This is a genomic window from Pseudomonas sp. ChxA (genome assembly GCF_030263855.1).
GTDB classification, from domain to species: Bacteria; Pseudomonadota; Gammaproteobacteria; order Pseudomonadales; family Pseudomonadaceae; genus Aquipseudomonas; species Aquipseudomonas fluorescens_CB.
Genome location: NZ_JARPMK010000001.1, coordinates 241,341 through 267,634 on the forward strand (window position 1 = coordinate 241,341; position 26,294 = coordinate 267,634).

The window sequence follows — 26,294 nt, forward strand, 5'->3', positions numbered from 1 at the left end:
CCATGGCAGTGTTTAAAAAAAAAGCGGATGTGTTTAAGACACATCCGCCGTCCTTTTTACGCGGCACTCAATCCCTTACCCTATTAGGTTCACCAGCGTCCACGCGCCGAACAGGTGGTCATTACGGCCGCCTGAAGCAACTCCAAGGTTTTGCCAATGGTAAAACACGGCCGTTGCGGGGTCTGTGGTGACACCAAACCAGTAATGGCGAGTCACCGGCAGGCGTACGCCATACACGCGTTGCAAATCATAGACACCATCCCAGCCCACTTGCCTGTTACCGGTGTTAATCCACGCCAGTGCTGCGGGGAAATTGGTCTGCGTTTCGTTAATCACCAAACGATACACCTGGCTGACGTTGACGGTGCAGGACACCGTGTTGCCTGCCGAGTCGGTCGCATCAATAATCGTTGTACCCCAACCCATGCCTACCACCAAACCGCTGGCATTGACTGATGCGATCGTAGGTTTGCGAGACGCCCAAGTCACTTTGCCTGTCCCTCCGCTGGCGATCAATGTAGCCGTATTGCCATTGGATTCCAGCCCCGTCTTTGGCCAGCCGGGGACTTTGATAGAAAGCCCGGACAAGTTAATCGTGGAAGCATTTAACTTAAGTGGGGTGACCAAGTTATACGTCGTTGTCCGCAAGGCAGTCGCATTACTGCCATCGAGTCTCACGCTACCGGTGATCAAGATCTGTGTGTTAGGCGTCACAGTGTCCAGCCAGCTTCGGTTCACTTCTTTATCTTTTATACCGTTAATGGCTTGTTCTGCATCGATTGCAAACTCGATATTCAGCGGGGTTATGTCTTTGGCTTTTAGATCAATTGACACCCGTTGGCCTTTGATCATCAGAGGCCATGTCGCTAAGCTCGCCAGCACTTTGATATTGCTTTTAATGTTGAGGTCGATTGTGCCGTTATTGGGGATATTGTTGAGTAACACCTGTGGAAGGTCCCCTTCGCGCAGCGGTTGCACCGTCACCTCCTGAGGCGCAGAAGTAATCGGTTTGGTGCCAAAGGTGGTCACGGTGTACCGCATTGTCATGACCTTGTTGACCATCTTCGCCAGGATGTCGTCGCTGATCGGGAAGTCGATACGCCCCGTGCTTACACCGTTCTGCGCTGTAATCGTGGCCAATGTCCCGTCCGGGAAAATGATTTCCGGAGTGAATTTTTGCTCAGGTCTCATCCCTGCCACCGACACTGTCAAAAAAGCCTTTTTGGCATGGTCTGGCGCGTAGACGGATATTTTTCCCCCCGGTATGTTGGCAAAGGCCGGTGCGGGTTGGGTGGTTGCGATAGCTTCAACAACGTAGTTGTTTTCTTCAAACAGCATCGCTACGTTTTTGTCCCCTGAATTCGTCAGGTTCACCCAGCACTTGATGTTCAGGCGCGAGCGGTCTTGAAGACGAAGCAGGTTTTCCACGGGTGCGGCCAGGGAATAGCCCTTGGAAATATGATCCGCCGTGACTGTTCCGTCGATAAAGCTATCGGTGTAGGGCGTGCCATCGACGAAAGTACCGGTCAATTGCAGAATCACATTATTGCCGACGCTGATCAGGTCCCACGGCAGCACTCGAATGATGGCTTTATCCGTCAGCCTATAGAGCTGCAATAGCATCTCGGTAGCGCCTGCGTCGACGATAACCGGTGCCGGCCGGTACTCAAGTGGTTTGAGCAAGAACGACTTGGGCTCGGAGGTGAATGTGGTGTGCCCACGGATAAAGCTGTACCACACGCTGATCTGGTTGCCGTCCTTGCGAACGCCCTTGGAAATAACCTGTGGATCGATCAGGGCAGAGAAGTTTTTGCTCTTCGGATTCCACACCGCCGGTACTTCGGCGGTGCTGAGGTTAAACTTCCCGACCCAATGAACAGTCACTCGATCCTGAGCGCTGGCGTTGGTGAAATTGGCCAATACGGTGGCGCCTTTGATCACGGCTTTTGGCAGGATTTCGTACTGCAGCGGGCCGGCTTCAAGCACTTCGGCCGGATCGAGTACCGGCCTCTTGCCGATGGTGAGATAAGCCACTTTGGAGCGAGAGACAACAGGCGGAGTTCCTGACTGCGATACGCGGTACTTGAAGCTGATTTGGGCGTCCTGGTTGTTGTCCACCAGCCTGCGTTCCAGCGGGTAAAGGATGAATGGAAGGTTCTTGCCTTCGGTAGCGCTGTTGATACTGAAGGTGCCAGTGGCCGAGCCCGCCGAATTCATACCCGTCCAGCTCCAGTTGAGTGTGTCGCCCTTGCGTGAGTAAGAGAAAGGAAACGTTACCAGAAACTCGTCGTCATGCAGGCTTGCTGAGTCGATGAAACCGTCTGTGGCCAGTTGAACAATCGGTGCATCCAGTTCCTCGATCCACTTGCCGATCTGGACGTCCAATTTCTCGGACGTGAGGAGGGATGCCGAAGTGCCCTCGCCTTTGTCAACGGTGTAGTAAATCTGCACGCGTTTGCCTTCAAACGTTTTTAGCGTTTCCTTGGTCACGCGACGCGTTCCACCCTCGGCTCCCGCAAATTGCGTGTCTTCGTAAATGAGGTTGCCGTCAGTGGCAACGATCAAAAATTTTTCCTGAAAATTAGGGCTGTAGGGGAAGTAGCGAGGTATCGTTGCGTTAGTGTCTTTGTCGCTGGTCAGTATCCCCGCCAGCAATCCGGCGATGGTCACTGCCGGCAGCGACACTGGCAGCCCCCCCACGTTAACCAGGGCGCTGCCCGACGTTCTCAATACCACCCCAGCGGGGGTATGCGACTCGTACGCCAACCGGAATCGCCCGTTGGCCAAGGATTTGAAGAGATCGTAGGTGAGTGGAATCCTCAGTGTGCTACCCCGGCCGCTGTCTGTCACGGGCGGCAAGCGCACAACCTTGGTTCCCCCATCTTCTTGCAGCAGCGTCACGATGCCCGTGATCATGTTCAGAGGCCTGGGTATGGGGGACGCGCGCAACGGAGTGACCTCCATCTCCAGCAAGGCCTGGCTGTCGGCGCTCAGATCAAGATAATCCGCGGGTTCGCCATTTTTGAGAAAGTAGGGGAAAACCAACAAACTTGGGTCTTTTTCCGAGATCAGTTTGTAGCTTTTGGAAAACTGATAATCACCTCCGGGGCTGTTGCCCACGACATTCCTCACCGTGAACACGACTTCTATCTCGCCATTTGGAATGATCTGGCTGAGCACCTCCGGGCCGATTTTCACTTTGATCGGCCCAGGCCCTTTGGCTTCTTTCTCGGTCAACTGGTATTCGGTGCGGATACCTCCAACGAAGATGACGTAGACATCGTTTTTGCGCGCGTTGAGGGGCTTGTCGATCAGGCAAACGAATCCTTGCGCGGCGATGTCGCTATCAATGATCGAGCCCATGGGCAGATTTTCGATCGACAGACTAAGCCCGCTGTGCCAAGGCTTTGTGACCTCCTGATCAAACCCGGCGGGATGGGTAGGTATGATCAGTACTTTTTCAATGGGGGAGTAACTGTTCTGCAAACTGCCGGCGCGTCGGACTCGACCGCGTATCAAGACTTCGCCGCTCGGCACTTGATTTATTGACAGTAACGCTTTCGCTTTTACGTCGAGGAGAACATCCGATGCGATGGGGCTGTTCATGTCGTTGAGGTAGAGCATGTACTCGTCACCTGCAGCCATCCCAATCCATGGGGGAAATACGAATCTGGCCGGAAACAGATGTCGGATTCCCATCCCCCAAGCGGCGGCTTCATCCTCCCTTGGTTCAGGATCTGTGCCGAAGGGGGCCTGGAGTCGAACGGCAGGCGTATACGAAGTCGGTGGTTGTAGGTCTTCGTCGGAATCCGGAGGTAGGCTGGACATTGGTATCCCCTTACTCGTAATACGCGCCCCGATGGCGCGCAGGTAAACGAGATATGACGCCTGGGGGCTTGACATCGTCTAGCTGTCAAAGTTGACAGTGTCGACGGGCGGTGCGGCAATAGACGTGACGGTCAACTTGCGAGGGAGTCCCTTGGTTTCAGCGCTTGTTCAAACCCCGCGCCAACCGATCCCCACCCAACTGAATCACCGCCACCAACACCACCAGCAGCACAATCACCGTGAGCATGATCTGCGTATCAAAGCGCTGATACCCATACCGATACGCAATGTCCCCCAAGCCTCCAGCCCCAATCGCCCCGGCCATGGCCGACGAGTTGATCATGGTCACCAGGGTAATCGTAAAACCACCCACAATCCCCGGCAGCGCTTCGGGCAACAACACATGCCAGATAATGTGCCAGCGCCGGCAGCCCATGGCCTGTGCGGCTTCGATCAAACCATGATCGACCTCACGCAAACTCACCTCGGCAATCCGCGCAAAGAACGGTGTGGCGGCGATGGTCAGCGGCACCACGGCGGCCCACACGCCATAGGTGGTGCCGACGATCAGCCGCGTGAACGGGATCAGCGCGACCATCAGGATCAGAAACGGTATCGAGCGGAACAGATTGACGAACGCCCCCAGCACGCGGTTCAGCGCTGGTGCCTGGTAGATGCCACCTTTGTCGCTGGTGACCAGGAACACCGCCAGCGGTATCCCCACCAGCAATGCGATCAGCGATGACACGCCAACCATCAACAAGGTGTCGATGGCGCCCTGTAATAAGCGATCAAACCACATAGCCCAGCACCTCCACCTGTTGTGCCCACTGCCCGGCGCGGATGCGTAGTGCTTCGGCGTTATGCGGCGAGCCATTCACTGCCAGCAACAATTGCCCCAGGGCATGCCCCTGAATGCGTTCCACACCGCCTTGCAACAAGCGCACGCGCCCGCCGAGGGCGCTGAACAGTGCGGCCAGGTCCGGTTCGTCTGCGGCGCTGCCGGTGAACTGCAAGCGCAATACCAGGGCCGCGTCAGCCGAGGTCTGGGTGAGTTGCAGGCGGTTTTGCAGCTCTGGCGGCAAGCCGTGTTGCAACGGCGCCAACAGGGTTTTGCTGACCTCGTGCTGCGGGTTGCCGAACACTTGCCACACCGGGCCTTGTTCGACGATGCGCCCGTGTTCCAATACCACCACGCGGTCGCAGATATCGCGAATCACCGCCATCTCGTGGGTGATCAACACGATGGTCAGGCCCAGGCGCTGGTTGATCTCGCGCAACAGGCCGAGGATCGACTGGGTGGTTTCCGGGTCGAGGGCCGAAGTGGCCTCGTCGCACAACAAAATCTGCGGGTCATGCACCAGCGAACGGGCGATGCCCACGCGCTGTTTCTGCCCGCCGGAGAGTTGCGCCGGGTAGGCTGTGTGCTTGTCCTTGAGGCCGACCAGTTCCAACAGTTCCCGCACCTTTTGCTCACGCTGCGGCTTGGGCACTCCGGCGACTTTCAGCGGCAGTTCGACGTTCTGCCACACGGTCTTGGCCGACATCAGGTTGAAGTGCTGGAAGATCATGCCGATGCGCCGCCGCAGCGCCACCAAGCGGTCTTCGTCGAACTCCCCGATGTCCACCTGATCAATCAGTACGCGGCCGCTGCTGGGTTGCTCCAGGCGGTTGATGGTGCGGATCAGCGAGGATTTACCGGCGCCGCTGCGGCCGATAATGCCGAACACTTCACCGTGCTGGATCGCCAGATCAATGCCTTGCAGGGCATGCACGGCGCCGTCATAGGTTTTGCCCAGGTTGATAAAACGCACATGGGCGCGGTTCAGGTCCGGGTGCAACTCTGTCTGCTCGGCGTCCCTGGGCGGCGTGCCCAGGTCGCGCAGTTGGGCGTGGGCGGCGGTCATTTTTTATCTTCCCAGCCGACTTGGTAGAGTTTGCCGAGGGATTTATCCAGCGCCGCACGTACCATTGGTGAGTGCTGGTAAATGTCGACGAACTTGATCACGCGCGGGTCGGTTTTGCTCTTGGGCTGGATCACAAACTGGATCACGTATTCCGGGTGGTCGAGGCCGTCGAACAGCAGCGCCGACTCGGCATCGAAGGTCTTGGACAGGCGGATATAGGCCGGGTAGCCCTGCACCAGATCGGCGTCGTCATAAGCGCGCACCAGTTGCACGGCCTCGACTTGCAGGATCTTGAGCTTTTTCGGGTTGGCGATGATGTCTTCTTCGGTGGCCTTGTAGCCCACGCCCGGTTTGAGGCTGATCAGCCCGGCCTTGGCCAGCAATTGCAGACCGCGACCGCTGTTGATCGGGTCGTTGGCAATCGCCACGCTGGCGCCTTGGGGCAGGTCGTTGATGTTTTTGTACTTCTTGGAATACAGCCCGACGTTATTGATGATGCCCGGTGCATACGGCACCAGGTCAAAACCGGCGGCGGCCTTGGCGTTTTCCAGGAACGGAATGTGCTGGAAGTAATTCACGTCGATATCGCCGGCGGCCAGGCTGACGTTGGGCGCGATCCAGTCGGTGAATTCCACCAGCTCGACTTTCAGGCCTTGCTTGCCGGCTTCAGCGACGGCGGCTTCGAGGGGAATCGCGAAGGCGGCGGTGGTGCCGATTTTCAGCGGTGCGTCGGCGGCGAAAACGGCCGAGCTAAACAAACCGAAGGCCAGGACCAGTGCTTTGACTGGGTGGGAGAGCAGGGTTTTTTTCATAATCGATTTCCAGTCATAAGGTAATGGATAAGAACAATGCGGTCACTTGTGGGAGCTGGCTTGCCTGCGATAGCGGTCTGTCAGCCACATATGTGTTGCTGGCCCACCGCCATCGCAGTCAAGCCAGCTCCCACAGTTTTGGTTCAGTGTCGGTAGGTGGAGCCGGTATGTTGTTCGGGTAGGCGAGCGCCAGCGTGGAAGACTTTTTCGCGCAGTGTTCCCTGCTCATAAGCCGTCTTGTACGACCCACGCTTCTGCAACTCCGGCACCACCAGATCGATAAAGTCGACGTAGCTTTCCGGCGTCACGATGCGCGTCAAATTGAAGCCATCCAGCCCCGTCTCGCTGATCCAGGATTCCAGCTCATCAGCCACTTGTTCGGGCGAGCCAACCAAAGTGATGTAGCGTCCACCCAAGGCGTGCTGTTCGAGCAATTTGCGCCGGGTCCAGTCGTTGTTTTGCAGGTTCTTGGTGGCCGACTGGATCGCATTACTCTTCACGTACTGGATCGGTTCGTCGATTTCGTATTGGGCAAAATCAATCGCCGTGGACGCCGAAAAATGCGCCACGCCAGCCTCCGGGCTGGCGTAGCTCAAGTACTCGGCGTGCTTGGCCCAGGCCAGTGCTTCGGTGGCGCCAACAATCACGTTAAGCCCCATGAACACCTTGATGTCATCCGGGTTGCGCCCGGCCTCGACGGCACTGGCGCGCACCTTGTCCACTTGGATTTTGGTCGCAGCCTTGTTCTGGCCGCTGATGAACACGCACTCGGCATGTTGCCCGGCGAACAGCAGGCCACGGTCCGAACTGCCGGCCTGAAACAACACTGGCGTGCGCTGCGGCGAGGGTTCGCACAGGTGATAACCCTCCACCTGATAAAACTCGCCGTGGTGCTCGACCTTGTGCACCTTGCCCGGTTGCGCATAGACCCGTTGCTTGGGGTCGTTGAGCACCGCGTCGTCTTCCCAGCTGCCTTCCCAGAGTTTGTACAGCACCTGCAGGTACTCATCGGCCTGGTCATAGCGGCGGTCATGCTCGACCTGCTCGGTCAGGCCCATGGCCTTGGCCGCGCTGTCGAGGTAGCCGGTGACGATGTTCCAGCCGACCCTGCCACGGCTCAGGTGATCGAGCGTGGACATGCGCCGGGCGAACAGGTACGGCGGCTCGTAGGTGAGGTTGGCGGTGAGGCCGAAACCGAGGTTTTTGGTCACGGCGGCCATGGCCGAGACCAACAGCAACGGGTCATTGACCGGCAGTTGGATCGACTCTTTGAGCGGCACGTCGATAGCGTTCTGGTACACGTCGTACACGCCGACGATATCCGCGATGAACAAACCGTCGAACAGCCCGCGCTCCAGGGTTTGCGCCAGGTCGGTCCAGTATTCGACCGTTTTGTAGTGCGTCGAGGTGTCCCGTGGGTGGGTCCACAGGCCGTGGTTGATATGCCCGATGCAGTTCATGTTGAAGGCATTGAGCAGGATTTTTTTCTTGGTCATTCAGATGGTCCCCCGCAGTGGTGGGTTTTCATCGTTGAGGTAGTAATTGCCCACCGCGTGGTATTTCCAGCGCACCGGGTCGTGCAGGGTGTGCACGCGGGCGTTGCGCCAGTGGCGGTCGAGGCCGTGCTCGGCCAGGGTCGCCTGGCTGCCGGCCAACTCGAACAAGGTGCTGCCGGCAGCCAGGGAAATTTCCGTGCTCAGGGCGCGCACTTCGGCGACAGCAATCGAGGCTGCTGCGACGGTCTGGGCATTGCTGTCGGCCTGGGCGCGGTCGAGGTATTCACCCGCGCGCTCCAGCAAGGCCTCGGCGGCGTGCAGGCGAATGCTCAAGTGGCCGAAGCTCTTGAGCGTCAGCGGGTCTTCGCTGGCCTTGTCGTTGCCGGCGTCGATCCACGGGCGGGTTTTGGTGCGCACAAAGTGCAGCGCATCTTCAAAGGCGGCGCGGGCAATGCCGGTGTCGATGGCGGCGTGAAGGATCTGCGCCAGCGGGCCGACGGTGGTCGGGCGCTCGAAGGCGCTCTGGAACGGGATCACGTCATGGGCTGCCACCCAGACGTTTTCGAACACCACTGAACCGCTGCCCGTGGTGCGCTGACCGAAGCCACTCCAGTCGTCGATCACGCTCAAGCCCTCGCTGTTGCGGGGCACAAACGCCAGTTGCTGCACGCCGTGTTCATCCACCACCGAAGTAGGGATGCGTTGAGCGTAGATCGCACCAGTGGAGTAAAACTTGCGCCCGGTGATGCGAAAACCATCGCCATCGCGGGTGATGGAGGTGACGCGGTCATGGGCGGTTTTGGTGCCGAGTTCCGCCAAGGCGTTGCCGAAGCGTTGCCCGGCGAGTACTTCGGCGTACAGGCGCTGTTGCTGGGCGGGGCTGCCATTCACGCGCAGCACTTCCAACGCATAAAAATGGTTTTGCGGGATCTGGCCCAGCGAGGCGTCGGCCTGGGCGATCAGGGCGATGACTTTGGCCAGGGTGACGTTGGAAACGCCGGCGCCGCCGTACTCCTTGGGCACGCTGATACCCCACAGGCCGGAGCGCGAAAACACGTCCAGTTCAGGCAAGGGCAGGCGGCGTTCGCGGTCGCGCTGCGCGCTGTCACGGCGGAAGTCTTCGGCCAGGTCGCTGGCGACAATAAGGGCTTGTTCGTCGCTGGTGATGACCGCGACGTTAGGGGAAAAAGTCATGGGTTTCTCCAGATGTCTGGTCGGTCAGATCCAGGAATGTCGAGCAGGCAAAGTGCCGTTCAGTCGATAGGCGCCGATGGCGTGATATTTCCAGCGCACCGGGTCGTGCAGGGTGTGTACGCGGGCATTGCGCCAGTGGCGGTCAAGGTTGAATTCGGCGAGGGTTGCGCGGCTGCCGGCGAGTTCGAAGAGCTTTTCGCTCACCAGCAACGACACTTCGGTGGTCAGCACCTTGGCTTCGGCCACGGCAATCGAGGCGCGGGCGGCCGAGTGCGCGGTGATCGGTGCGGCGCTGACCTCGTCCAGCACCTTGCCGGCTTTGCGCAGCAGGGCTTCGGCGGCGTGCAGTTCGATTTTAAGTTTGCCGATATCGGCGATCACATACAGGTCATCGCTGGCGCGTTCGACCTTGGCGTCGATCCACGGGCGCGAGCGTTCGCGCACGAAAGCGATGGTGTCGTCCAGCGCACCACGGGCGATGCCGGCGTCGATGGCGGCCTGGATCAGTTGCGAGACCGCGCCCTGGATATTCGGGCTTTCGCCGAGGCGCCAGTTGTCGACGACCAACTCTGCGTCCACCGGCACCTGGTCGAGCAGTACCGTGCCGCTGGCGGTGGTGCGTTGGCCAAAGCCCGACCAATCGTCAACGATGCGCAGCCCTGGCGTGCCACGGCGCACAAACGCCATGACTTGCTTGCCGTCATCGTTCAGTGCTTTTACCGCGACCCAATGCGCGAACAAGGCGCCAGTGGAGTAGAACTTCTGGCCGCTGATCACATAGCCGTCATCCTTGGCAGTGAGGCGCGCCTTGAGTTCCAGGGTGTTTTTGGTACCGCGTTCGGGGCCGCCATTGCCTATTCGCCAGCCGTCGAGCACGCTCTGGAACAGCTGCTTTTTCTGGCGCTCGGTGGCGGTGCTTTGCAGCAGGTGCAGAATGCCGAAATGGTTCTGCGGGATTTGCCCGAGGGCCGGGTCCGCCGCGCTGATGATCGCGAACACTTCGGCCAGGGTCACGAATGACACTTGCGGGCCGCCGTATTCACGGGGAATGGAAATACTGCCCAGCCCGCTGCGGGTGAACTGCTCAAGCTGCGACCAGGGCAACTGGCGCTGTTGGTCGCGTTTAGCCGCTTGCAGGCGCGCGGCCTGGGCCAGCTCATGCGCCGCGCTCAACGCCTGGGCGTCGTTGCGCAGCACCGTGGCCGGCAACAGCAGTGGGGCTACGTCCAGATCACTCTGGGGGTGTGTTAGAGCCAAGTTAGACATCAACGCCGCTCCTTGGCTGCACGTAATGCCCTGGCGTTATGCACCGGGGTAATTCTGACCATACCGACCTCGCATTCAATGAAATAGAAACAAAAAAATCAGAGATGTCCGGTGGTCCGGTACATATACCCTAAGCGTGTTAAATCTTTAAATAAACTAACTTCTAGGAATATGCATAGAAGGGCTGTCACCCAGGTTCGCAGGGGGAACCGGGCTGACGCGGTTGATAGATCGTCGTGGCGCTGGCTGGCCGGGCTGGCGGCTGTGGCGCGCAGGTGGCGATATTCAAGGTGCGCACTGGCGCCCAGCGCGAATTATTGCCGACCCGATCGAGAATGCAGTACGTCACGTCCAGGCGGCTGTCGTCGCCTGCTTCGATAATCATGGCCGACGGCACCCACACCTGCACCGGCAGACCCACGCCTTTGGCCTGGATTTGCGGCAGGTCCAGGCGCACGTCGCCCCAGCGCAGGGTGATGGCATCGCCCGTGGCCATGTTCAGGTAGGGCTGGATGGTCAGCGGAATGCCGCGCCTTACCTGGCCGCCGTTGACGCCATAGCGCCGGATGGTTTCGGGCAGGCCCACAGGGGCGAGGTTCTGGTTTTCACCGTCCAGCAACGCAGAAGGGTGGCCACCGGGGTAGCAGGTCTTCACGGGCACCTGGGTGAGGTCTGAGCGTGCCGGGCCGTGGCCGACTTGCATGACTTGGTAGTGAACCCGTGCCGTGCCATCCTGAATAAAACTTTCGGGTACACGCAGGCGGGTCGGCGTGCCGACCTTGCACGCGGTAATCCGACGTGAGTCGGCAAAGCAGTTGTTCCAGAACAGCTCGATCAGGTCGCCCTCGTCCATGCCAGGGTAAGGCGCGATATCCACCTGCAATTGGCTAGCGGCGAGGGCATTGATGCCGTATCGATTCGCCTGGGGCAGGGTCGGGGCGGTGAGCGTGGCCTGGGGTGCGGTGCGCGTCATAAGTAATCTCCTTGATGCAGCCAGCAGCAATCGTTCCGGCGCCCGTGGCGCGATTGCGCGCTGGGTGCCGAAAGGAACGATTCAGTGAGTAGCCGGGATAGGATCCAATCCTCTGAGCGCTAGATAAGAGGGTTGGCTGGCAGGCGTCAATGGCGGCAAAAGGCTAAACGGCGAATTGAAGCAGATTCAGAAAAGGCTGACGGGGCGGGGGATTTTAAGGCGGGTTTGGCGGGGTGTTTTACCCATGGCTGGGAGGGTTTTGTGTAGGACTGTGGTGAGGGAGCTTGCTCCCGCTGGAGTGCGAAGCGCTCCCAGGATTTTGGGGCCGCTGCACAGCCCAGCGCAAGCAAGCTTCCTCACCACACTGCAAGCCAGTCAGTGGGCTAAAAACTTACTCAAAAACTGCTTGGTCCGCTCTTCCTTGGGGTTGGCAAACAGCGCCTTGGCTTCGCCTTGCTCCACGATCACGCCTTTGTCGAAAAAGATCACTCGGTTGGCCACATCCCGGGCGAAGCTCATTTCGTGGGTGACGATGACCATGGTGCGGTTTTCTTCAGCCAGGCTGCGGATGGTCGCCAGCACTTCGCCGACCAGCTCCGGGTCGAGCGCCGAGGTGGGTTCGTCAAACAGAATCACCTCCGGCTCCATGGCCAAGGCACGGGCAATCGCCACGCGCTGTTGCTGGCCGCCGGACAAGCGCCGCGGGTAGGCATCTTCCTTGCCTGCCAGGCCGACCCTGTCCAGCAGTTTGCGCCCCAGTGCGATCGCCGCCTCGCGTGGCATCTTCTTGACCACGATCGGGCCTTCGATGACGTTTTCCAGCGCGGTGCGGTGCGGGAACAGGTTGAAATTCTGGAACACAAAACCCACGTGCTGGCGCAAGCGCCGCACCAGGCCTTGTTGCTGGTTGAGCGGTTTGCTGCTGTCTATCTCGATATCACCGACCTTGATGCGCCCGCTGGTGGGTTCTTCGAGGAAGTTCAGGCAGCGCAGCAAGGTGGTCTTGCCGGAACCGCTGGGGCCAATGATGGCGACCACTTCGCCTTCCTTGACCTCCAGGTCGATGCCGTTGAGTACCACCTGACCTTTGAATTGTTTGGTCAGTTTTTCAACCACGATCATGCTCAGGACTCCAGGTCATGCCGGTTGACCCGGTCTTCCAGGCGATTTTGAAAGTGCGCCAGGATGCTTGCCAGGATCCAGTAGATCAGGGCAGCGGAGAGGTACATGGTGAAGATTTCGAAGGTACGCGCCGACACCAACTGTGCCTGGCGGAACAACTCCGGCACCTGAATGGTGGCGGCCAGCGCCGTGTCCTTGACCAGCGAAATAAAGCTGTTGCCCAGCGGCGGCAAGGCCGTGCGCATGGCTTGCGGCAGAATGGCCCGGCGCAGGGTCTGCGCGCGCGTCATGCCGATACTGGCGGCAGCCTCCCATTGGCCACGCTCGATGGAACTGATCGCGGCGCGCAGGATTTCACAGGCGTAAGCGGCCATGTTCAGCGAAAAGCCGATCATGGCCGCCGGGATCGGATCCAGCTCGATGCCCACTTGCGGCAAACCGTAGTAGATCAAAAACAGCTGCACCAGCAAGGGCGTGCCGCGAAAGAACGACACATAGACTCGGGCGGTCCAGCTCAGGAGCTTGAAGCGAGACAAGCGCATCAAGGCGAGGCCGAAGCCCAGCAACAAGCCGAAAAACATCCCGCCGAGGCTAAGAATCACCGTGTAGTACGCGCCCTTGAGCAGAAAGGGCGCGGAGTCCAGCGCGAGTTGGAAACCTGCTTCCATTATTCAGTGACGTCAGCGTTGAAGTACTTCTCGGACAGCTTCTTCAAGGTGCCATCGGCGCGCAGCTTGTCGAGGGCCTTGTTCACCGCGTCGAGCAGTTCCGGCTCGCCTTTGCGCAGGGCAATACCGGCTTCCTGACGGGAGAAGGCATCACCGGCAGCAGCAGTGTCCGGGGCTTTCTTGGCGTACTCCAGAGCGGCCAAACGGTCGATCAGGATGGCGTCGATACGGCCAATGCGCAGGTCCTGGAACTTGGTGGGGTCATCGTTGTAAGTCTTGATGATGGCTTTAGGCTGGTTGTCCTTGAGCCATTGCTCATAGTTGGTGCCCAGGCCCACACCGACTTTCTTGCCGGCCAGGTCGTTGGCGGTCTTGATGCTGTCGACGTTTTTCTTCAGTACCAGTGCCTGGATACCCGACACGGTGTATGGCTTGGAGAAGTCATACTTCTTCTTGCGTTCTTCGGAGATGGTCACTTGGTTGACCACTGCATCCAGGCGCTTGGATTCCAGGGCGGCGAGGATGCCGTCCCACGGCGTGGCCTGCAGCTTGACCTTGACGCCCAGCTCTTTGGCCAGCGCTTCGGACAGCTCGACTTCAAAACCGCTGAGCTTGCCGCTTTCATCGACAAAGCTGAACGGTGGGTAGGTGCCTTCCAGGCCGATCTTGATCTCGCCGGCTTTCTTGATGGTGTCCAGCTGCTCGCCGGCGATGGCTTGGCCCATCAGACCAGCCCCGAGTGCCAAGCCCAAAGTGCCAACCAGCAACGTGCGACGCAATACAGAAATAGTCATGAACAGCCCCTGTGTTTTTTATGTTGAGCGAAGCAGGTGACGCAGTAGTCGTATCCTGCCTTAAAGCGCGGTGCGCGTCTTCGCCTACGGCGCGACTATAAAGCCAGTTTTTAAGACTTGAAAATAATATAAAATTAATTTGATATTCTTTTGTGGAATATACAGCTGATCTAATGTGGGAGCTGGCTTGCCTGCGATAGCGGTCCGCCAGCTACAGATGTGCTGACTGATCCACCGCTATCGCAGGCAAGCCAGCTCCCACATTTTGATCCGTGTTTATTCAGTTAAACACGGAGTCATACGCAAACAACGCCGGTGCCCCGCCGGTGTGCAGGAAGATGATCGGGCCGTCCTCAAACCGCTGACGCCCGATGCCATCGAGCAAACCGGCCATGGCCTTGCCGGTGTAGACCGGGTCCAGCAGCAAGCCTTCCTGGCTGGCTAACAGCTTGACCGCCGCCAGGGTGCCGGCGTTCGGTTCGCCGTAGCGCGGGCCGAAATATTCGTCCCACAGGATCACTTTGAAGGCTTGCGGAATGCCCACGCCCAGCAACTCGGCGGTGCGTTCGGCCAAGCTTTGTACCTTCGGGAACTGGGCTTCTTCGGTGCGCGACACGGTAATGCCCACCACCGGCAGGTTCGGCAGCACTTCACTCAACGCCAGCGCGAGGCCGCTATGGGTGCCCGCGCTGCCCGAGGCCAGCACCACGGCGGCGAACTCAATGCCGCTGTCTTGGATCTGCCCGGCCAGCTCCAGCCCGGCGCGCACATAACCCAAGGCACCCAAGGCATTGGAGCCACCAATAGGCACGAGGTAGGGCTTCTTGCCGTTGCTGCGCAGCCGGTCGGCGAGGGCGTTGAGTTGGTCGTCGACGTTATCGAGGTTCTCGACCAATTCGACTTTGGCGTCGAACAACTCCAGCAGCAGGCGGTTGCCGTTGCCCAGGTAGTTGGGGTCTTCGGTGCCGGTGGGGTTTTCCAGCAGCGCCACGCAGCCCAGGCCAAGCTTGGCGGCCAGCGCGGCGGTCTGGCGCACATGGTTGGATTGGATGGCGCCGGCGGTCACCAGGGTGTCTGCACCTTGGGCAAGGGCATCGGCGGCCAGGTATTCAAGTTTGCGCAGCTTGTTGCCGCCCATGGCCAGCGGCGTGGTGTCGTCGCGCTTGACGTAAATGTCCCTGCCCAGCCAGGCCGACAGCCGCTCGAGTTTTTCCAGGGCAGTGGCGCCGCCCAGCAGTTCCAGGCGGTTAAAACGGTCGAGCTGTTGTTTGATCATGGCGACGTACAGTGGCTAAGGGATGGGGCGACTATAGGCAGGCACTTTTCAACCGGCAACCGCCAATCGCTTATGTCGGATAGTTCTTAGCATCACACCATTGGTTCTTAAGGGCGGCCAGGGTGCATACCGTAAAGTGATGGCCATATCGTCAGGAGTGAATACTGTGAGTGAGCGTTCCAGTCATTGGCAATTGCAGACCATCGTCAGCCAGCTGCGCAGCGCCCGGGATCAGTGGCGAACGCGCAATGGCCGCCTCAGTGGCGAGCACGGTGGCCGTGAGTTGCCGTCCCGCGAGGCGGTGGCGCAGATTCTTGAAGCGCTGTGCGGCGCGCTGTTCCCGATGCGCCTGGGGCCGGTGGACCTGCGTGAAGAAAGTGAAGATTTTTACGTCGGTCATACCCTCGACGTCGCCCTGAATGCCCTGCTGGCCCAGGCCCGCCTGGAGCTGCGCTACGCCGCGCGCCAGGGCGCCAAGGATGACAGCGAGGTCGACGCCCTGGCCATCCGGCTGATCCAGGACTTCGCCCTGGCCTTGCCTTCACTGCGCAGCCTGTTGGACACCGATGTGCTCGCCGCCTACCACGGCGACCCGGCCGCGCGCAGTGTGGATGAAGTGCTGCTGTGCTATCCGGGGATTCTGGCGGTGATTCACCATCGCCTGGCGCACCATCTATACCGCGCCGGGCTGCCGTTGCTGGCGCGGATCAGTGCAGAGATTGCTCACTCGGCCACCGGCATCGATATTCACCCTGGTGCGCAGATCGGTCCGAGTTTCTTTATCGACCACGGCACTGGTGTGGTGATCGGCGAGACCGCGATCATCGGCGAGCGTGTGCGCATCTACCAGGCCGTGACGTTGGGCGCCAAGCGCTTCCCGGCGGATGAGGACGGGCAGTTGCAGAAAGGCCATCCGCGCCATCCGATCGTTGAGGATGACGTGGTGATCTACGCCGGGGCGACGATCCTGGGGCGCATCACCATCGGCAAGGGCTCGACCATCGGCGGCAATGTGTGGCTGACCCGCAGCGTGCCGGCGGGGGCGAACATCACGCAGGCGAATTTGCAGCATGACGACGGCGCGCAGAAATAGTATTTGAGCCGCACACCGATCAATTGTGGGACCCGACAAGCCAGCTCCCACAGGGTTAACCGCATTTCAAATTAGACCCGTAATCGCTGAACGATTTACCTCTCTCGCCCGTCATACCAATCCTTGAGCTAGTGTAGGAATTGTCTACCACTCAGCCCTGCGATTAGTCCCAAACCGCCTACCTATGTTTAACTTGAATGCTCGTTCAAGTTAAACCCGGTGGTTCGCTGCCCGCTCACAACAGGAGGCTTACCTTTGCTGAGTCCGTTATTTACAGCCACATCACACACCTTCGGGGTGCATCGTTCATGAGTGCATCGTCCACCCCATCCAGCGGCCTGGTGCGCATGAATGCGCCGGTTTTCTACTTTGCCGCAAGCTTCATCCTGCTGTTTGGCATCACTGTTATCGCGATTCCGCAACAGGCCGGTGCCTGGCTGCTGGCCGCACAAAATTGGGCGGCCAATACGGTCGGCTGGTACTACATGCTCGCGATGACGCTGTATCTGGTCTTCGTGGTGGTCACCGCGCTATCGGGCTACGGCAAGATAAAACTCGGTGCCGACCACGACGAGCCCGAATTCAGTTATCTGTCCTGGGCCGGCATGCTGTTCGCCGCCGGGATCAGCATCACGCTGTTTTTCTTCTGTGTCTCCGAGCCATTGACGCACCTGGTGCAGCCGCCCCAGGGCGCGCCGATGAATGCCGATGCGGCTCGCCAGGCCATGCAGATTCTGTTTCTGCACTGGGGTCTGCACGGCTGGGGCGTGTTTGCCTTTGTCGGCATGGCCCTGGCGTACTTCGCCTACCGGCATAACCTGCCGCTGGCGCTGCGTTCGGCGCTGTACCCGCTGATCGGCAAGCGCATCAACGGCCCCATCGGTTATGCGGTGGACGGTTTCGGCATCATTGCCACGGTGTTCGGCCTGGGCGCCGACATGGGTTTTGGCGTGTTGCACCTCAACTCCGGTCTCGACTACCTGTTTGGCATCGCGCATACGCAGTGGATTCAGGTTGGCCTGATCACCTTGATGATGGGCGCTGCGATCCTCGTTGCCGTCGCCGGCGTCGACAAGGGCGTGCGAGTGATGTCCGACATCAACATGCTGCTGGCCTGTGCGCTGCTGCTGTTTGTGTTGTTCGCAGGCCCCACCCAGCACTTGCTCAACACCCTGATCCAGAACATCGGTGACTATCTCGGCGCGCTTCCAACCAAGAGCTTCGATGTGTACGCCTACGACAAACCCAGCGACTGGCTGGGCGGTTGGACGGTGTTCTACTGGGCCTGGTGGATCGCATGGTCGCCGTTCGTGGGCCTGTTCATCGCGCGTATTTCCCGTGGTCGGACCATCCGCGAGTTCGTCTTCGGCGTACTGTTGATTCCGCTGGGCTTCACCCTGGCGTGGATGTCGATTTTCGGCAACAGCGCCATCGACCAGGTGCTCAACCACGGCATGACCGCGTTGGGCCAGTCGGCCATCGATGACCCTTCGATGAGCCTCTACCTGCTGCTGGAAACCTACCCTTGGAGCAAGACGGTGATCGCCGTTACGGTGTTTATCAGCTTCGTGTTCTTCGTCACTTCGGCGGATTCCGGCACCGTCGTGCTGTCGACCTTGTCGTCCAAAGGCGGCAACGCCGATGAAGATGGGCCGAAATGGCTGCGGGTGTTCTGGGGGGCGATGACGGCGCTGGTCACCAGTGCCCTGCTGTTTGCCGGCAGTATCGACTCGCTCAAATCGGCAGTGGTGCTGACCTCGTTGCCGTTCTCGCTGATTTTGCTGCTGATGATGTGGGGGCTGCACAAGGCCTTTTACCTCGAATCGCAGAAGCAGATTGCCCAGCTGCATTCGCTGGCACCGGTGTCGGCTGCGCGCAAAGGCCGAGGTGGTTGGCGCCAGCGTTTGAGCCAGGCCGTGCACTTCCCGTCACGCGATGAGGTGTACCGTTTCCTCGAATCGACGGTGCGCCCGGCGATCGAAGAAGTGACGGCGGTGTTCGTCGAGAAGGGCCTGAATGTAGTGACTCAGCCGGACCCGTCCAACGACAGCGTCAGCCTGGAAATCGGGCATGGCGAGGAGCATCCATTCGTTTACCAGGTGCAGATGCGCGGCTACTTCACGCCGTCGTTTGCCCGCGGTGGCATGGGCTCCAAAGAGATCAACAACCGCCGTTACTACCGCGCCGAAGTGCACTTGAGTGAGGGCAGCCAGGACTACGACCTGGTCGGCTACACCAAGGAGCAGATCATCAACGACATCCTCGACCAGTACGAGCGCCACCTGCAGTTCCTGCACCTGGTGCGTTGACCCACCGATCGTTCCCACGCTCCGCGTGGGAATGCCGCCTGGGACGCTCCGCGTCCCGCCGCAGAGATGACGCAGAGCGTCAATGGATGCATTCCCACGCAGAGTGAACTGACCCCCAAAGGTTGGACACAACCTTTGGGGGTGTCATGGGTAAGTACACAGAGCAAGTAAAACTGGCAGCAGTGCAGGACTACTGTTCCGGTAGCGCGGGTTTGAGGGATGTGGCACACCGTCACAATGTGGATTTTTCATCCCTTCGCCAGTGGGTTGCGGCCTATCAGGTGCATGGCGCTGCCGGGCTGAAACAGAAAAAGCTGCAGCGCTATAGCAACGACTTCAAACTGTCTGTTTTGAAACGTATGCGTAAGGAACAGCTGTCCTATCGGCAGACGGCGGCCTTGTTCGACATCCGCAGGTTCGGCATCATCGGCCTCTGGGAGCGCCGCTATGATGAGGGCGGTTTTGATGCCCTTACCAAGCAGCCTAATAGAGCCGGACGTCCGAAAAAAATGCCAACCACCATTCCTCCTGTTCAACCCGACTCACCCGATGATGAGTCGCGCTCACGCGATGATTTGCTTGCCGAGGTAAAGCAGTTGCGGATGGAAAACGACTACCTAAAAAAGCTCGATGCCTTGGTTCAGGAGAAGAAACGAGTAGCGCAGCAGAAAAAGCGCGAATCGTAATAGGACTGAGGCCGCGGCACTCTCTCGAAAGCCTGCTGAAGTTCGCCGGTTTGGCACGCAGCACCTTTTACTATCAGCAAAAGGCGCTGCAAGCGGCTGATAAGCACGCTGAGCTGAAAGACAAGATTCGTTCGACGTTCGATGAGCATAAGGGCCGGTATGGCTACCGCCGGATAACGGCTGCGGTACGAAGCGCTGGTCATCTCGTCAATCACAAGACGGTTCAGCGACTGATGGCGCAGCTTCAGCTCAAGAGCTTGGTGCGCGTGAAGAAATACCGAGCCTACAAGGGTGAGGTAGGCAAGGTAGCGGCAAATCTTTTGAGGCGTGAGTTCGAAGCTCCGTCACCCAATCAAAAGTGGGTAACCGACGTTACAGAGTTCAAAGTTGGAGGCCAGAAGCTTTATCTGTCGCCCGTTTTGGATCTGTACAACGGCGAAATCATTTCCTATGAGGTTGCCAGAAGGCCGCTGTTCGATATGGTCGGGAAGATGCTCAAAGGTGCATTCAAGCGACTTCAGCCGCATGAAAAACCGGTTTTGCACTCAGACCAGGGCTGGCAGTATCGAATGCCCATTTACCTGCAGGCTCTCAAAAAAAGCTCCGTGACGCCGAGCATGTCGCGCAAGGGTAACTGCTACGACAATGCGGCCATGGAGAGTTTTTTCGGCACACTGAAGTCAGAGTTTTTTTATCTGAATAAATTTAACGACCTTGATGAGCTTCACGCTGGCATCGACGAGTACATCCAGTATTACAATCACTCGCGTATCAGACTGAAGCTAAACGGCCTGAGTCCTGTTGAATACAGAACTCAGGCCGCTCAGGCATAGATGGGTAAACGTCCAACTTTGTGGGGTCAGTTCAGAGCGTGGGAACGATCAAATGCCCGCAAGCCCGCGTAATTAAAGGCTTTCTTAAACTTAATTTCATTCGTGAACTAAGTGTTTTGACTCCGAACTGTCATCTGGCCACTGCGTAATTGTGTGAAGCGTTTGACGCTTTCATTTCAGAACAGTGACGGAGACCGGTAACAATGAAGACGTTAATAAGCCCCATGGTGGGTGCCGCCATGGCGAGCTTTATGCTGTCCGCCCATGCCGATTTTATCGACGACAGCCACGCCGACGTGACCCTGCTCAACCGCTATCTCAACCAGCAAGGTCGTGATGTGGTGGGCAGCAATGCCAAGGCGCATAGCGTGCGGGATTGGGGCCAGGGTTTCGAGTTCAACTTCAAGTCCGGCTACACCGAAGGCCCGGTAGGTTTTGGCCTGGACTTGCAGGCGTTTTACGGCTTGAAACTCGACTCCGGCGGCGACCTCAACGACAAGGATCACCAGGGCCGTTACCCCGGCAGCATGTTCCCGTTGGACAACGGCAAATCCGCCGACCAGTTCGGTGTACTCAGCCCGACCTTCAAGATGCGTTTCGCCAAAGATGAACTGCGGGTTGGCACGCTGTATGGCAACAATCCGGTACTGGCCAACACCGACGGCCGGCTGTACCAGCAGACCAATACCGGCGTGCAACTGGTCTCCAAGGACCTCAGCGACTTCACCTTCACCGGCGGCGATATCTTCAAGACCAAGATCCGCAACGAAACCGGCGACCAAGGCATGATCACCGCCGGCGGCACCCGAGAAAGCGATCGCTTCCTGTTCGGCGGTGCGGATTACACCGGAATCCAGAACACCACTGTGAGCCTGTGGTACTCCAACCTTGAGGATTACTACCAGCAGTTCTTCCTTGGTGCCAAGCGCCATGACGCGTTGTCCGTGGGCGCCATCGACACCGACGTGCGCGTGTTCCGCAGCCTTGGTGTAGGCGCCAACGCCGACGGCGATAAAGACTTTACCGGCGCCGGTCTGTATGGCGACGGCACCAGCAAAGGCCGCATCAACCAAACCACCGCCAGCTTGCTTGAGAGCTACAGCCTGGACGGTCACACCGTCGGCCTGGGCATTCAGAAAAACAGCGGCGACAGCGATTTTCCGTACCTGGATTCCGGCCTCAACAGTGGCGACAACCGCCAAGGCCCAGGCTCAGGCGCCGACACCCCGGCGCTCACCAACATGCAGTTGAATAAATTTCAACACGCCGGTGAGCGCACCTGGCTTGCGCAGTACAAGTATGACTTCGGTAAGCTGGGCCTCACCGGCCTGACGTTCTCCGCTGCCTACGCCCACGGCGATGACATCCGCACCGTGCAAGGCACCACCAGCGAGTGGGAACGCAACATTGCCGTGGCTTACCAAGTACCGACCGGCACCCTCAAGGGCCTGGGCGTGACCTGGAAAAATGCCCACGCCAGCCCGGACATTACCGGTGCCACCGTCCAAGATGAAAATCGCTTTTATGTCAGCTATGTCGTTCCACTCTGGTAGGAAATTGCTGTAGAACGGAACGGCAGGCTTAAGCGATTCAGCTGGTTAAAAGGCCTGGGAATAACCTTATTCCCGGGCCTTATTTGCCTACGTCCAAGAGAGGATTCGATGACTTACATTGCTGCCGAAAACCGCTATGAATCTATCCCGTACCGCCGCGTAGGTCGCAGTGGGTTGGTGCTGCCGGCACTGTCCCTGGGGCTGTGGCACAACTTTGGCGACAGCACCCCGATCGATACCCAGCGCGCCCTGCTGCGCACCGCGTTCGACCTGGGGATCAACCACTTCGACCTGGCCAACAACTACGGCCCACCGTATGGCAGCGCCGAGATCAACTTCGGCCGTTTGCTGCGCGAAGACTTCAAGCACTACCGCGACGAGCTGATCATTTCCAGCAAAGCCGGCTGGGACATGTGGCCCGGCCCTTACGGCCAGGGTGGCGGTTCGCGCAAATACGTACTGGCGAGCCTGGACCAGAGCCTGCAACGCCTGGGCGTCGACTACGTGGATATTTTCTACTCCCACCGTTTTGACGCCGACACCCCGCTGGAAGAAACCGCCAGCGCCCTTGCCACTGCCGTGCAGCAGGGCAAAGCGTTGTACATCGGTATCTCGTCTTATTCCGGGGTAAAAACCCGCGAAATGGCGGCGCTGCTGCAAGAGTGGAAAGTGCCGCTGTTGATTCACCAGCCGGCCTACAACCTGCTCAACCGCTGGATTGAAAAAGACCTGCTGGACACCACCGATGAGCTGGGCGCAGGGGTGATTGCTTTCACACCACTGGCCCAGGGTTTGCTCACCGACAAGTACCTCAACGGCGTGCCGGCCGATGCGCGGGTCAACCGCCCAGGTGGCGGCTCGTTGCAGGCCAAGCACTTGTCTGAAGCCAACATTGCCCATGTGCGCGGGTTGAATGAAATCGCCAAGCGCCGTGGCCAGAGCCTCGCGCAACTGGCCCTGGCCTGGACCCTGCGTGACCCACGGGTGACCAGTGCCTTGATTGGTGCGAGCCGCCCGGAGCAGATCATTGAAAACGTCGGCGCGTTGAAGAACCTGAGCTTCAGTGCAGAAGAGCTGGCGGAGATTGATCGGTTTGCGCAGGAAGGCGGGATTAACCTGTGGGAAAAACCATCCACTGCTGAATAAGCCGGCACAACTCGGTCCCACATTTTGATCTTCAGAGTGGCACATTCACTCGGTAGTACTCGGTCAATGTGGGAGCCGGGCTTGCCCGCGATGGCGGTGGGTCAGTCGATGAATGTATGGGCTGGTCCGCCGCTATCGCAGGCAAGCCCGCTCCCAACTTTTGATCTTCGGTGTGGCAAATTCACTCGGTTGTACGCGGTCAATGTGGGAGCGGGCTTGCTCGCGATGGCTGTGTGTCAGTCGATGAATGTATGGGCTGGTCCGCCGCTATCGCAGGCAAGCCAGCTCCCACATTTTGATCTTCGGTGTGGCAAATTCACTCGGTCGTACTCGGGTCAATGTGGGAGCGGGCTTGCCCGCGAAGGCGGTGGGTCAGTCGATGAATGTATGGGCTGGTACACCGCTATCGCAGGCAAGCCAGCTCCCACATTTAGATTTTCAGAGTGGCAAATTCACTCGGTTGTACTCGGGTCAATGTGGGAGCCGGGCTTGCCCGCGATGGCTGTGTGTCAGTCGATGAATGTATGGGCTGGTACACCGCTATCGCAGGCAAGCCAGCTCCCACATTTAGATTTTCAGTGTGGCAAATTTACTCGGTTGTACTCGGTCAATGTGGGAGCGGGCTTGCCCGCGATGGCTGTGTGTCAGTCGATGAATATATGGGCTGGTACACCGCTATCGCAGGCAAGCCAGCTCTTATCAAACAAAAAATAACTCATTGTTTTTGCTCTTAAAAATTAAGCCGCTTCAATCAGCTGCAACCCCAACTTTCGCGCCTTGCGTTCCAGGGCGCGCAGTTGTCGGTCTCGGCTACGTTCTTCAAATTCCTCCATTCCCTTCTCAACATAAGGCTGACCTTTGGTCAGCATCGCGTAGATCAGCCGTGCCAGTTGATGAGCTGTCGCCTTGATGGCACAACAGGTGTCCATCCGGGTCAGGCGCGCTCGGTGGCTGGCACCGATAAAACTTTTATCGTTGCGTGCAATAGAGGCAGCTTGCTTCAGCGCTTGCGCAGCTCGATTAATCACTTTCACCGTCTTTCCAGGAAGGGGTTTTCCTCCCGAAATTCTCGTCGGCGGTGCAAGGCCTAGCCACGAACAGAAGTGCTGCGAAGTCGGAAAGCGTGATAAATCCGCCCCAATTCACTGGCCAAAACCAACGCCGTGTCGATTCCGATGGTTGGGATTGCGGTCAAATCCACGCCCATGACCTTGTTCAGCGCGCGATGCAAAATCAGTTGCTGCTCATTTGAGCGGTGTGGGTTGCGCAGTGTTTTGCTGGGCGGAACAACATCCGCCTGAAGAACGGGTAGTCGCTCCAGTGCCTGCGCAATGGCTTGATCACACTCGCCAATCTGTTTTTCCAGAAAATCATAAGCTGCCAACTCCTGACTCAGCGCATGCAAATGCTCGGCTCGCCAATTACCGCGCAAGCTGCGGGCGACAGTGGCCTGGTCTGCTTTGACGCGCTTGTCTCTGAGCATGGCGAGTACTTCGGGGTCCCGTTCGCCTTTAACGATTGCTCGCAAAATGCTCATGCCCGTCACCCCGGCAATGTTGCTGATGACCTGAGCCAGCTGGATGTTCATTTGGACCAGCGCCTTTTGCATCCGATTAAGCGCTTTGGCTTGGTCACGCACCTTATTGCCACGCTGACGGACCAGTGAGCGCAGTGAGCACACTTCGTCCGAGGGCCGAAAAGCGCCTCTCAACAGGCCGTGCGTCATGAGCTGAAGAATCCACTGGCAATCCAGTACATCGGACTTTCGTCCGGTAATTTGTCGAGTCGCGCGGGAGTTAACGAGATAGACCTCAAAACCTCGTCTATCCAGTATCTCGAAAAGTGGGATCCAATAAACGCCGGTCGCCTCCATCGCCACCATCTTGACGCCCATGGACTCAAACCAATCGGCCATGGCGTGCAAATCGTCGGTGAAGGTTGAAAACCTTTTAACCGGGTCATCGCATTTCGTCGGATCAACGGCAGCCAAATGTTCACCGCCGCCAACATCAACGGCAGCGCAGTCAGGGTGAATAACTTCAAACCGTTTTTGGTTCTTGCGCGTCATGACAATTCCTCGCAGGATTGAATGACGCGGGCGGGGTACACGGTGGCGAGCGGATTCACTCTCTTATACGTGGTCACAGCTAGCTGTGCCGACAATGACTCCACGCCGATACCGTGCAGGCCACTCTCCCACTCGGGTGCTGTCACACCAGTGCTGGTTACGGCCTTTGCCCCGCCCGCGTTCTTCAACCTTACGATGAACCAGTTTGATGCGCGACAGCGCTACATCGAAGAGGTGGCGGGGCCTCCCACATTTAGATTTTCAGTGTGGCAAATTTACTCGGGCGTACTCGGTCAATGTGGGAGCCGGGCTTGCCCGCGATGGCTGTGTGTCAGTCGATGAATGTATGGGCTGGTCCGCCGCTATCGCAGGCGAGCCAGCTCCCACATTTGATCTTCATTGATTCAGAGGCTCTGCCTGGCTTAGAACGGTACGTCGCCCAGGATCGTGGCGCGATGCATCACGCGTCGTTGCGGCCGGTAGTCATCCACGGCGTAGTGCTGGGTCACGCGGTTATCCCAGAACGCTACGTCGTTCTCCTGCCAGCGCCAGCGAATGGTGAATTCCGGCCGCGTTGCGTGGGCAAACAAAAGCTTGAGTATTGCCTCGCTTTCAGCCGGCTCCAGTTCGTTGATTTTGGTGGTGAAACCGTCACTGACAAACAAAGACTTACGCCCGCTGACCGGATGCGTGCGCACCACCGGGTGTGACAGCGGTGGATTCTTCTTGCGAGTCTCTTCCCAGCGCACCAGGTCTTCGGCGGTGTTGCCAAAGCGCTCCAGGGGGAAGGATTTGGTGAAGTCGTGAGTCGCCGTCAGGCCATCGAGCAGGCGTTTGAAAGGCTCCGACAAGGCTTCATACGCCGCAATGCCACTGGCCCACAACGTGTCGCCACCAAACGCCGGCAGCAGCTTGGCGCTGAGTACTGCACCGAGCGCAGGCGTCGGCAGGAAGGTCACGTCGGTGTGCCATACGGCGTTGTCGCGCACGTCGGTCACGGCGGTGTCGAGGATCAGCACTTCGGGCTGCTCCGGCACATTGGGGTAGATCGGGTGAATATGCAGGTCGCCAAAATTCGCCGCAAACCGCGCCTGTTGCTGCGGGGTAACGGCTTGGCCACGGAAGAACAGCACCGAGTGGCTGAGCAGCGCCTGCTCAATGGCGTCACGTTCTTGGAGGCTCAACGGTTGGGTGATATCGACGCCACTGATCAGGGCGCCCAAGGCGGTGCTGATTGGCGTAACGGTCAGGCTGCTCATGCGGTTCTCAC

Annotated in this window: 18 protein-coding genes and 1 pseudogene; 5 read left to right on the plus strand and 14 right to left on the minus strand. The window is 58.7% G+C overall.

The features are described from left to right. Nucleotides 1-75 precede the first annotated feature (75 nt). The 12 genes from P5706_RS00975 to P5706_RS01030 all read right to left on the minus strand — a co-directional run bounded on the left by P5706_RS00975 (nt 76) and on the right by P5706_RS01030 (nt 15,336). Nucleotides 76-3,624 (minus strand): immunoglobulin-like domain-containing protein, encoded by a 3,549-nt coding sequence (locus P5706_RS00975; RefSeq protein ID WP_285678344.1) that lies wholly within the window; start codon nt 3,622-3,624, stop codon nt 76-78. 361 nt (nt 3,625-3,985) lie between these two features. After that, on the minus strand, nt 3,986-4,630 hold the full coding sequence (locus P5706_RS00980) for a methionine ABC transporter permease (protein ID WP_065930862.1): 645 nt from the start codon (nt 4,628-4,630) through the stop codon (nt 3,986-3,988). Beyond that, a complete protein-coding gene (locus tag P5706_RS00985) occupies nt 4,620-5,735 on the minus strand; it encodes a methionine ABC transporter ATP-binding protein (RefSeq protein WP_285678345.1) in 1,116 nt (371 codons plus the stop codon). Before P5706_RS00985 ends, P5706_RS00980 begins: the two co-directional genes overlap by 11 nt. Further along, nucleotides 5,732-6,547 carry a MetQ/NlpA family ABC transporter substrate-binding protein gene (locus P5706_RS00990; RefSeq protein ID WP_285678346.1) on the minus strand — a complete coding sequence of 272 codons (816 nt, stop codon included), beginning with the start codon at nt 6,545-6,547 and terminating at the stop codon, nt 5,732-5,734. Before P5706_RS00990 ends, P5706_RS00985 begins: the two co-directional genes overlap by 4 nt. 143 nt (nt 6,548-6,690) lie before the next feature. Next, nucleotides 6,691-8,043 carry an LLM class flavin-dependent oxidoreductase gene (locus tag P5706_RS00995; RefSeq protein WP_285678347.1) on the minus strand — a complete coding sequence of 451 codons (1,353 nt, stop codon included), beginning with the start codon at nt 8,041-8,043 and terminating at the stop codon, nt 6,691-6,693. Next, complete coding sequence (locus P5706_RS01000) at nt 8,044-9,237, minus strand: SfnB family sulfur acquisition oxidoreductase (RefSeq protein WP_285678348.1); 1,194 nt, start codon at nt 9,235-9,237, stop codon at nt 8,044-8,046. It abuts the gene before it with no gap. Nucleotides 9,238-9,261: 24 nt separating this feature from the next. Then, nucleotides 9,262-10,503: an SfnB family sulfur acquisition oxidoreductase gene (locus P5706_RS01005; RefSeq protein WP_285678349.1), complete on the minus strand. Its 1,242-nt coding sequence runs from the start codon at nt 10,501-10,503 to the stop codon at nt 9,262-9,264. A 187-nt stretch (nt 10,504-10,690) separates the two neighbouring features. Beyond that, entirely contained in the window at nt 10,691-11,476 is a 786-nt protein-coding gene (locus tag P5706_RS01010) for a hypothetical protein (RefSeq protein WP_200431147.1), read from the minus strand. A 375-nt stretch (nt 11,477-11,851) separates the two neighbouring features. Next, nucleotides 11,852-12,598, minus strand: a complete 747-nt coding sequence (gene tcyN / locus P5706_RS01015) for an L-cystine ABC transporter ATP-binding protein TcyN (RefSeq protein ID WP_200431146.1) — start codon at nt 12,596-12,598, stop codon at nt 11,852-11,854. 2 nt (nt 12,599-12,600) lie between these two features. Continuing rightward, nucleotides 12,601-13,266: a cystine ABC transporter permease gene (gene tcyL, locus P5706_RS01020; RefSeq protein ID WP_017135731.1), complete on the minus strand. Its 666-nt coding sequence runs from the start codon at nt 13,264-13,266 to the stop codon at nt 12,601-12,603. Next, nucleotides 13,266-14,060 carry a cystine ABC transporter substrate-binding protein gene (gene tcyJ / locus P5706_RS01025; RefSeq protein ID WP_200431145.1) on the minus strand — a complete coding sequence of 265 codons (795 nt, stop codon included), beginning with the start codon at nt 14,058-14,060 and terminating at the stop codon, nt 13,266-13,268. The genes tcyL and tcyJ overlap by 1 nt, the downstream gene beginning before the upstream one ends. 280 nt (nt 14,061-14,340) lie before the next feature. Continuing rightward, nucleotides 14,341-15,336: a D-cysteine desulfhydrase gene (locus P5706_RS01030; RefSeq protein ID WP_200431144.1), complete on the minus strand. Its 996-nt coding sequence runs from the start codon at nt 15,334-15,336 to the stop codon at nt 14,341-14,343. A 166-nt stretch (nt 15,337-15,502) separates the two neighbouring features. On the opposite strand from P5706_RS01030, the gene epsC reads away from it, so the two are divergent. The 5 genes from epsC (at nt 15,503) to mgrA (ending at nt 22,956) form a co-directional block, all read left to right on the plus strand. Continuing rightward, nucleotides 15,503-16,429, plus strand: coding sequence for a serine O-acetyltransferase EpsC (gene epsC / locus P5706_RS01035; protein WP_138817314.1), 927 nt, complete (start codon nt 15,503-15,505; stop codon nt 16,427-16,429). A 347-nt stretch (nt 16,430-16,776) separates the two neighbouring features. Continuing rightward, nucleotides 16,777-18,738 carry a choline transporter BetT gene (gene betT, locus P5706_RS01040; RefSeq protein WP_200431242.1) on the plus strand — a complete coding sequence of 654 codons (1,962 nt, stop codon included), beginning with the start codon at nt 16,777-16,779 and terminating at the stop codon, nt 18,736-18,738. A 146-nt stretch (nt 18,739-18,884) separates the two neighbouring features. Beyond that, a protein-coding gene (locus tag P5706_RS01045; protein WP_285678350.1) for an IS3 family transposase occupies nt 18,885-20,257 on the plus strand; the annotation gives its coding sequence in 2 pieces (ribosomal slippage) (nt 18,885-19,356 and nt 19,356-20,257; 1,374 coding nt in all). 224 nt (nt 20,258-20,481) lie between these two features. Next, nucleotides 20,482-21,810, plus strand: coding sequence for an OprD family outer membrane porin (locus P5706_RS01050; RefSeq protein ID WP_017135726.1), 1,329 nt, complete (start codon nt 20,482-20,484; stop codon nt 21,808-21,810). A gap of 108 nt (nt 21,811-21,918) precedes the next feature. Further along, nucleotides 21,919-22,956: an L-glyceraldehyde 3-phosphate reductase gene (gene mgrA, locus P5706_RS01055; RefSeq protein ID WP_056858182.1), complete on the plus strand. Its 1,038-nt coding sequence runs from the start codon at nt 21,919-21,921 to the stop codon at nt 22,954-22,956. Nucleotides 22,957-23,693: 737 nt separating this feature from the next. Here mgrA and P5706_RS01060 read toward each other — a convergent pair. Both P5706_RS01060 and tauD read right to left on the minus strand, forming a co-directional pair. After that, a pseudogene (locus P5706_RS01060) lies at nt 23,694-25,024 on the minus strand (IS110 family RNA-guided transposase). A 422-nt stretch (nt 25,025-25,446) separates the two neighbouring features. Beyond that, nucleotides 25,447-26,283 (minus strand): taurine dioxygenase, encoded by an 837-nt coding sequence (tauD, locus tag P5706_RS01065; protein WP_200431143.1) that lies wholly within the window; start codon nt 26,281-26,283, stop codon nt 25,447-25,449. Nucleotides 26,284-26,294 lie beyond the last annotated feature (11 nt).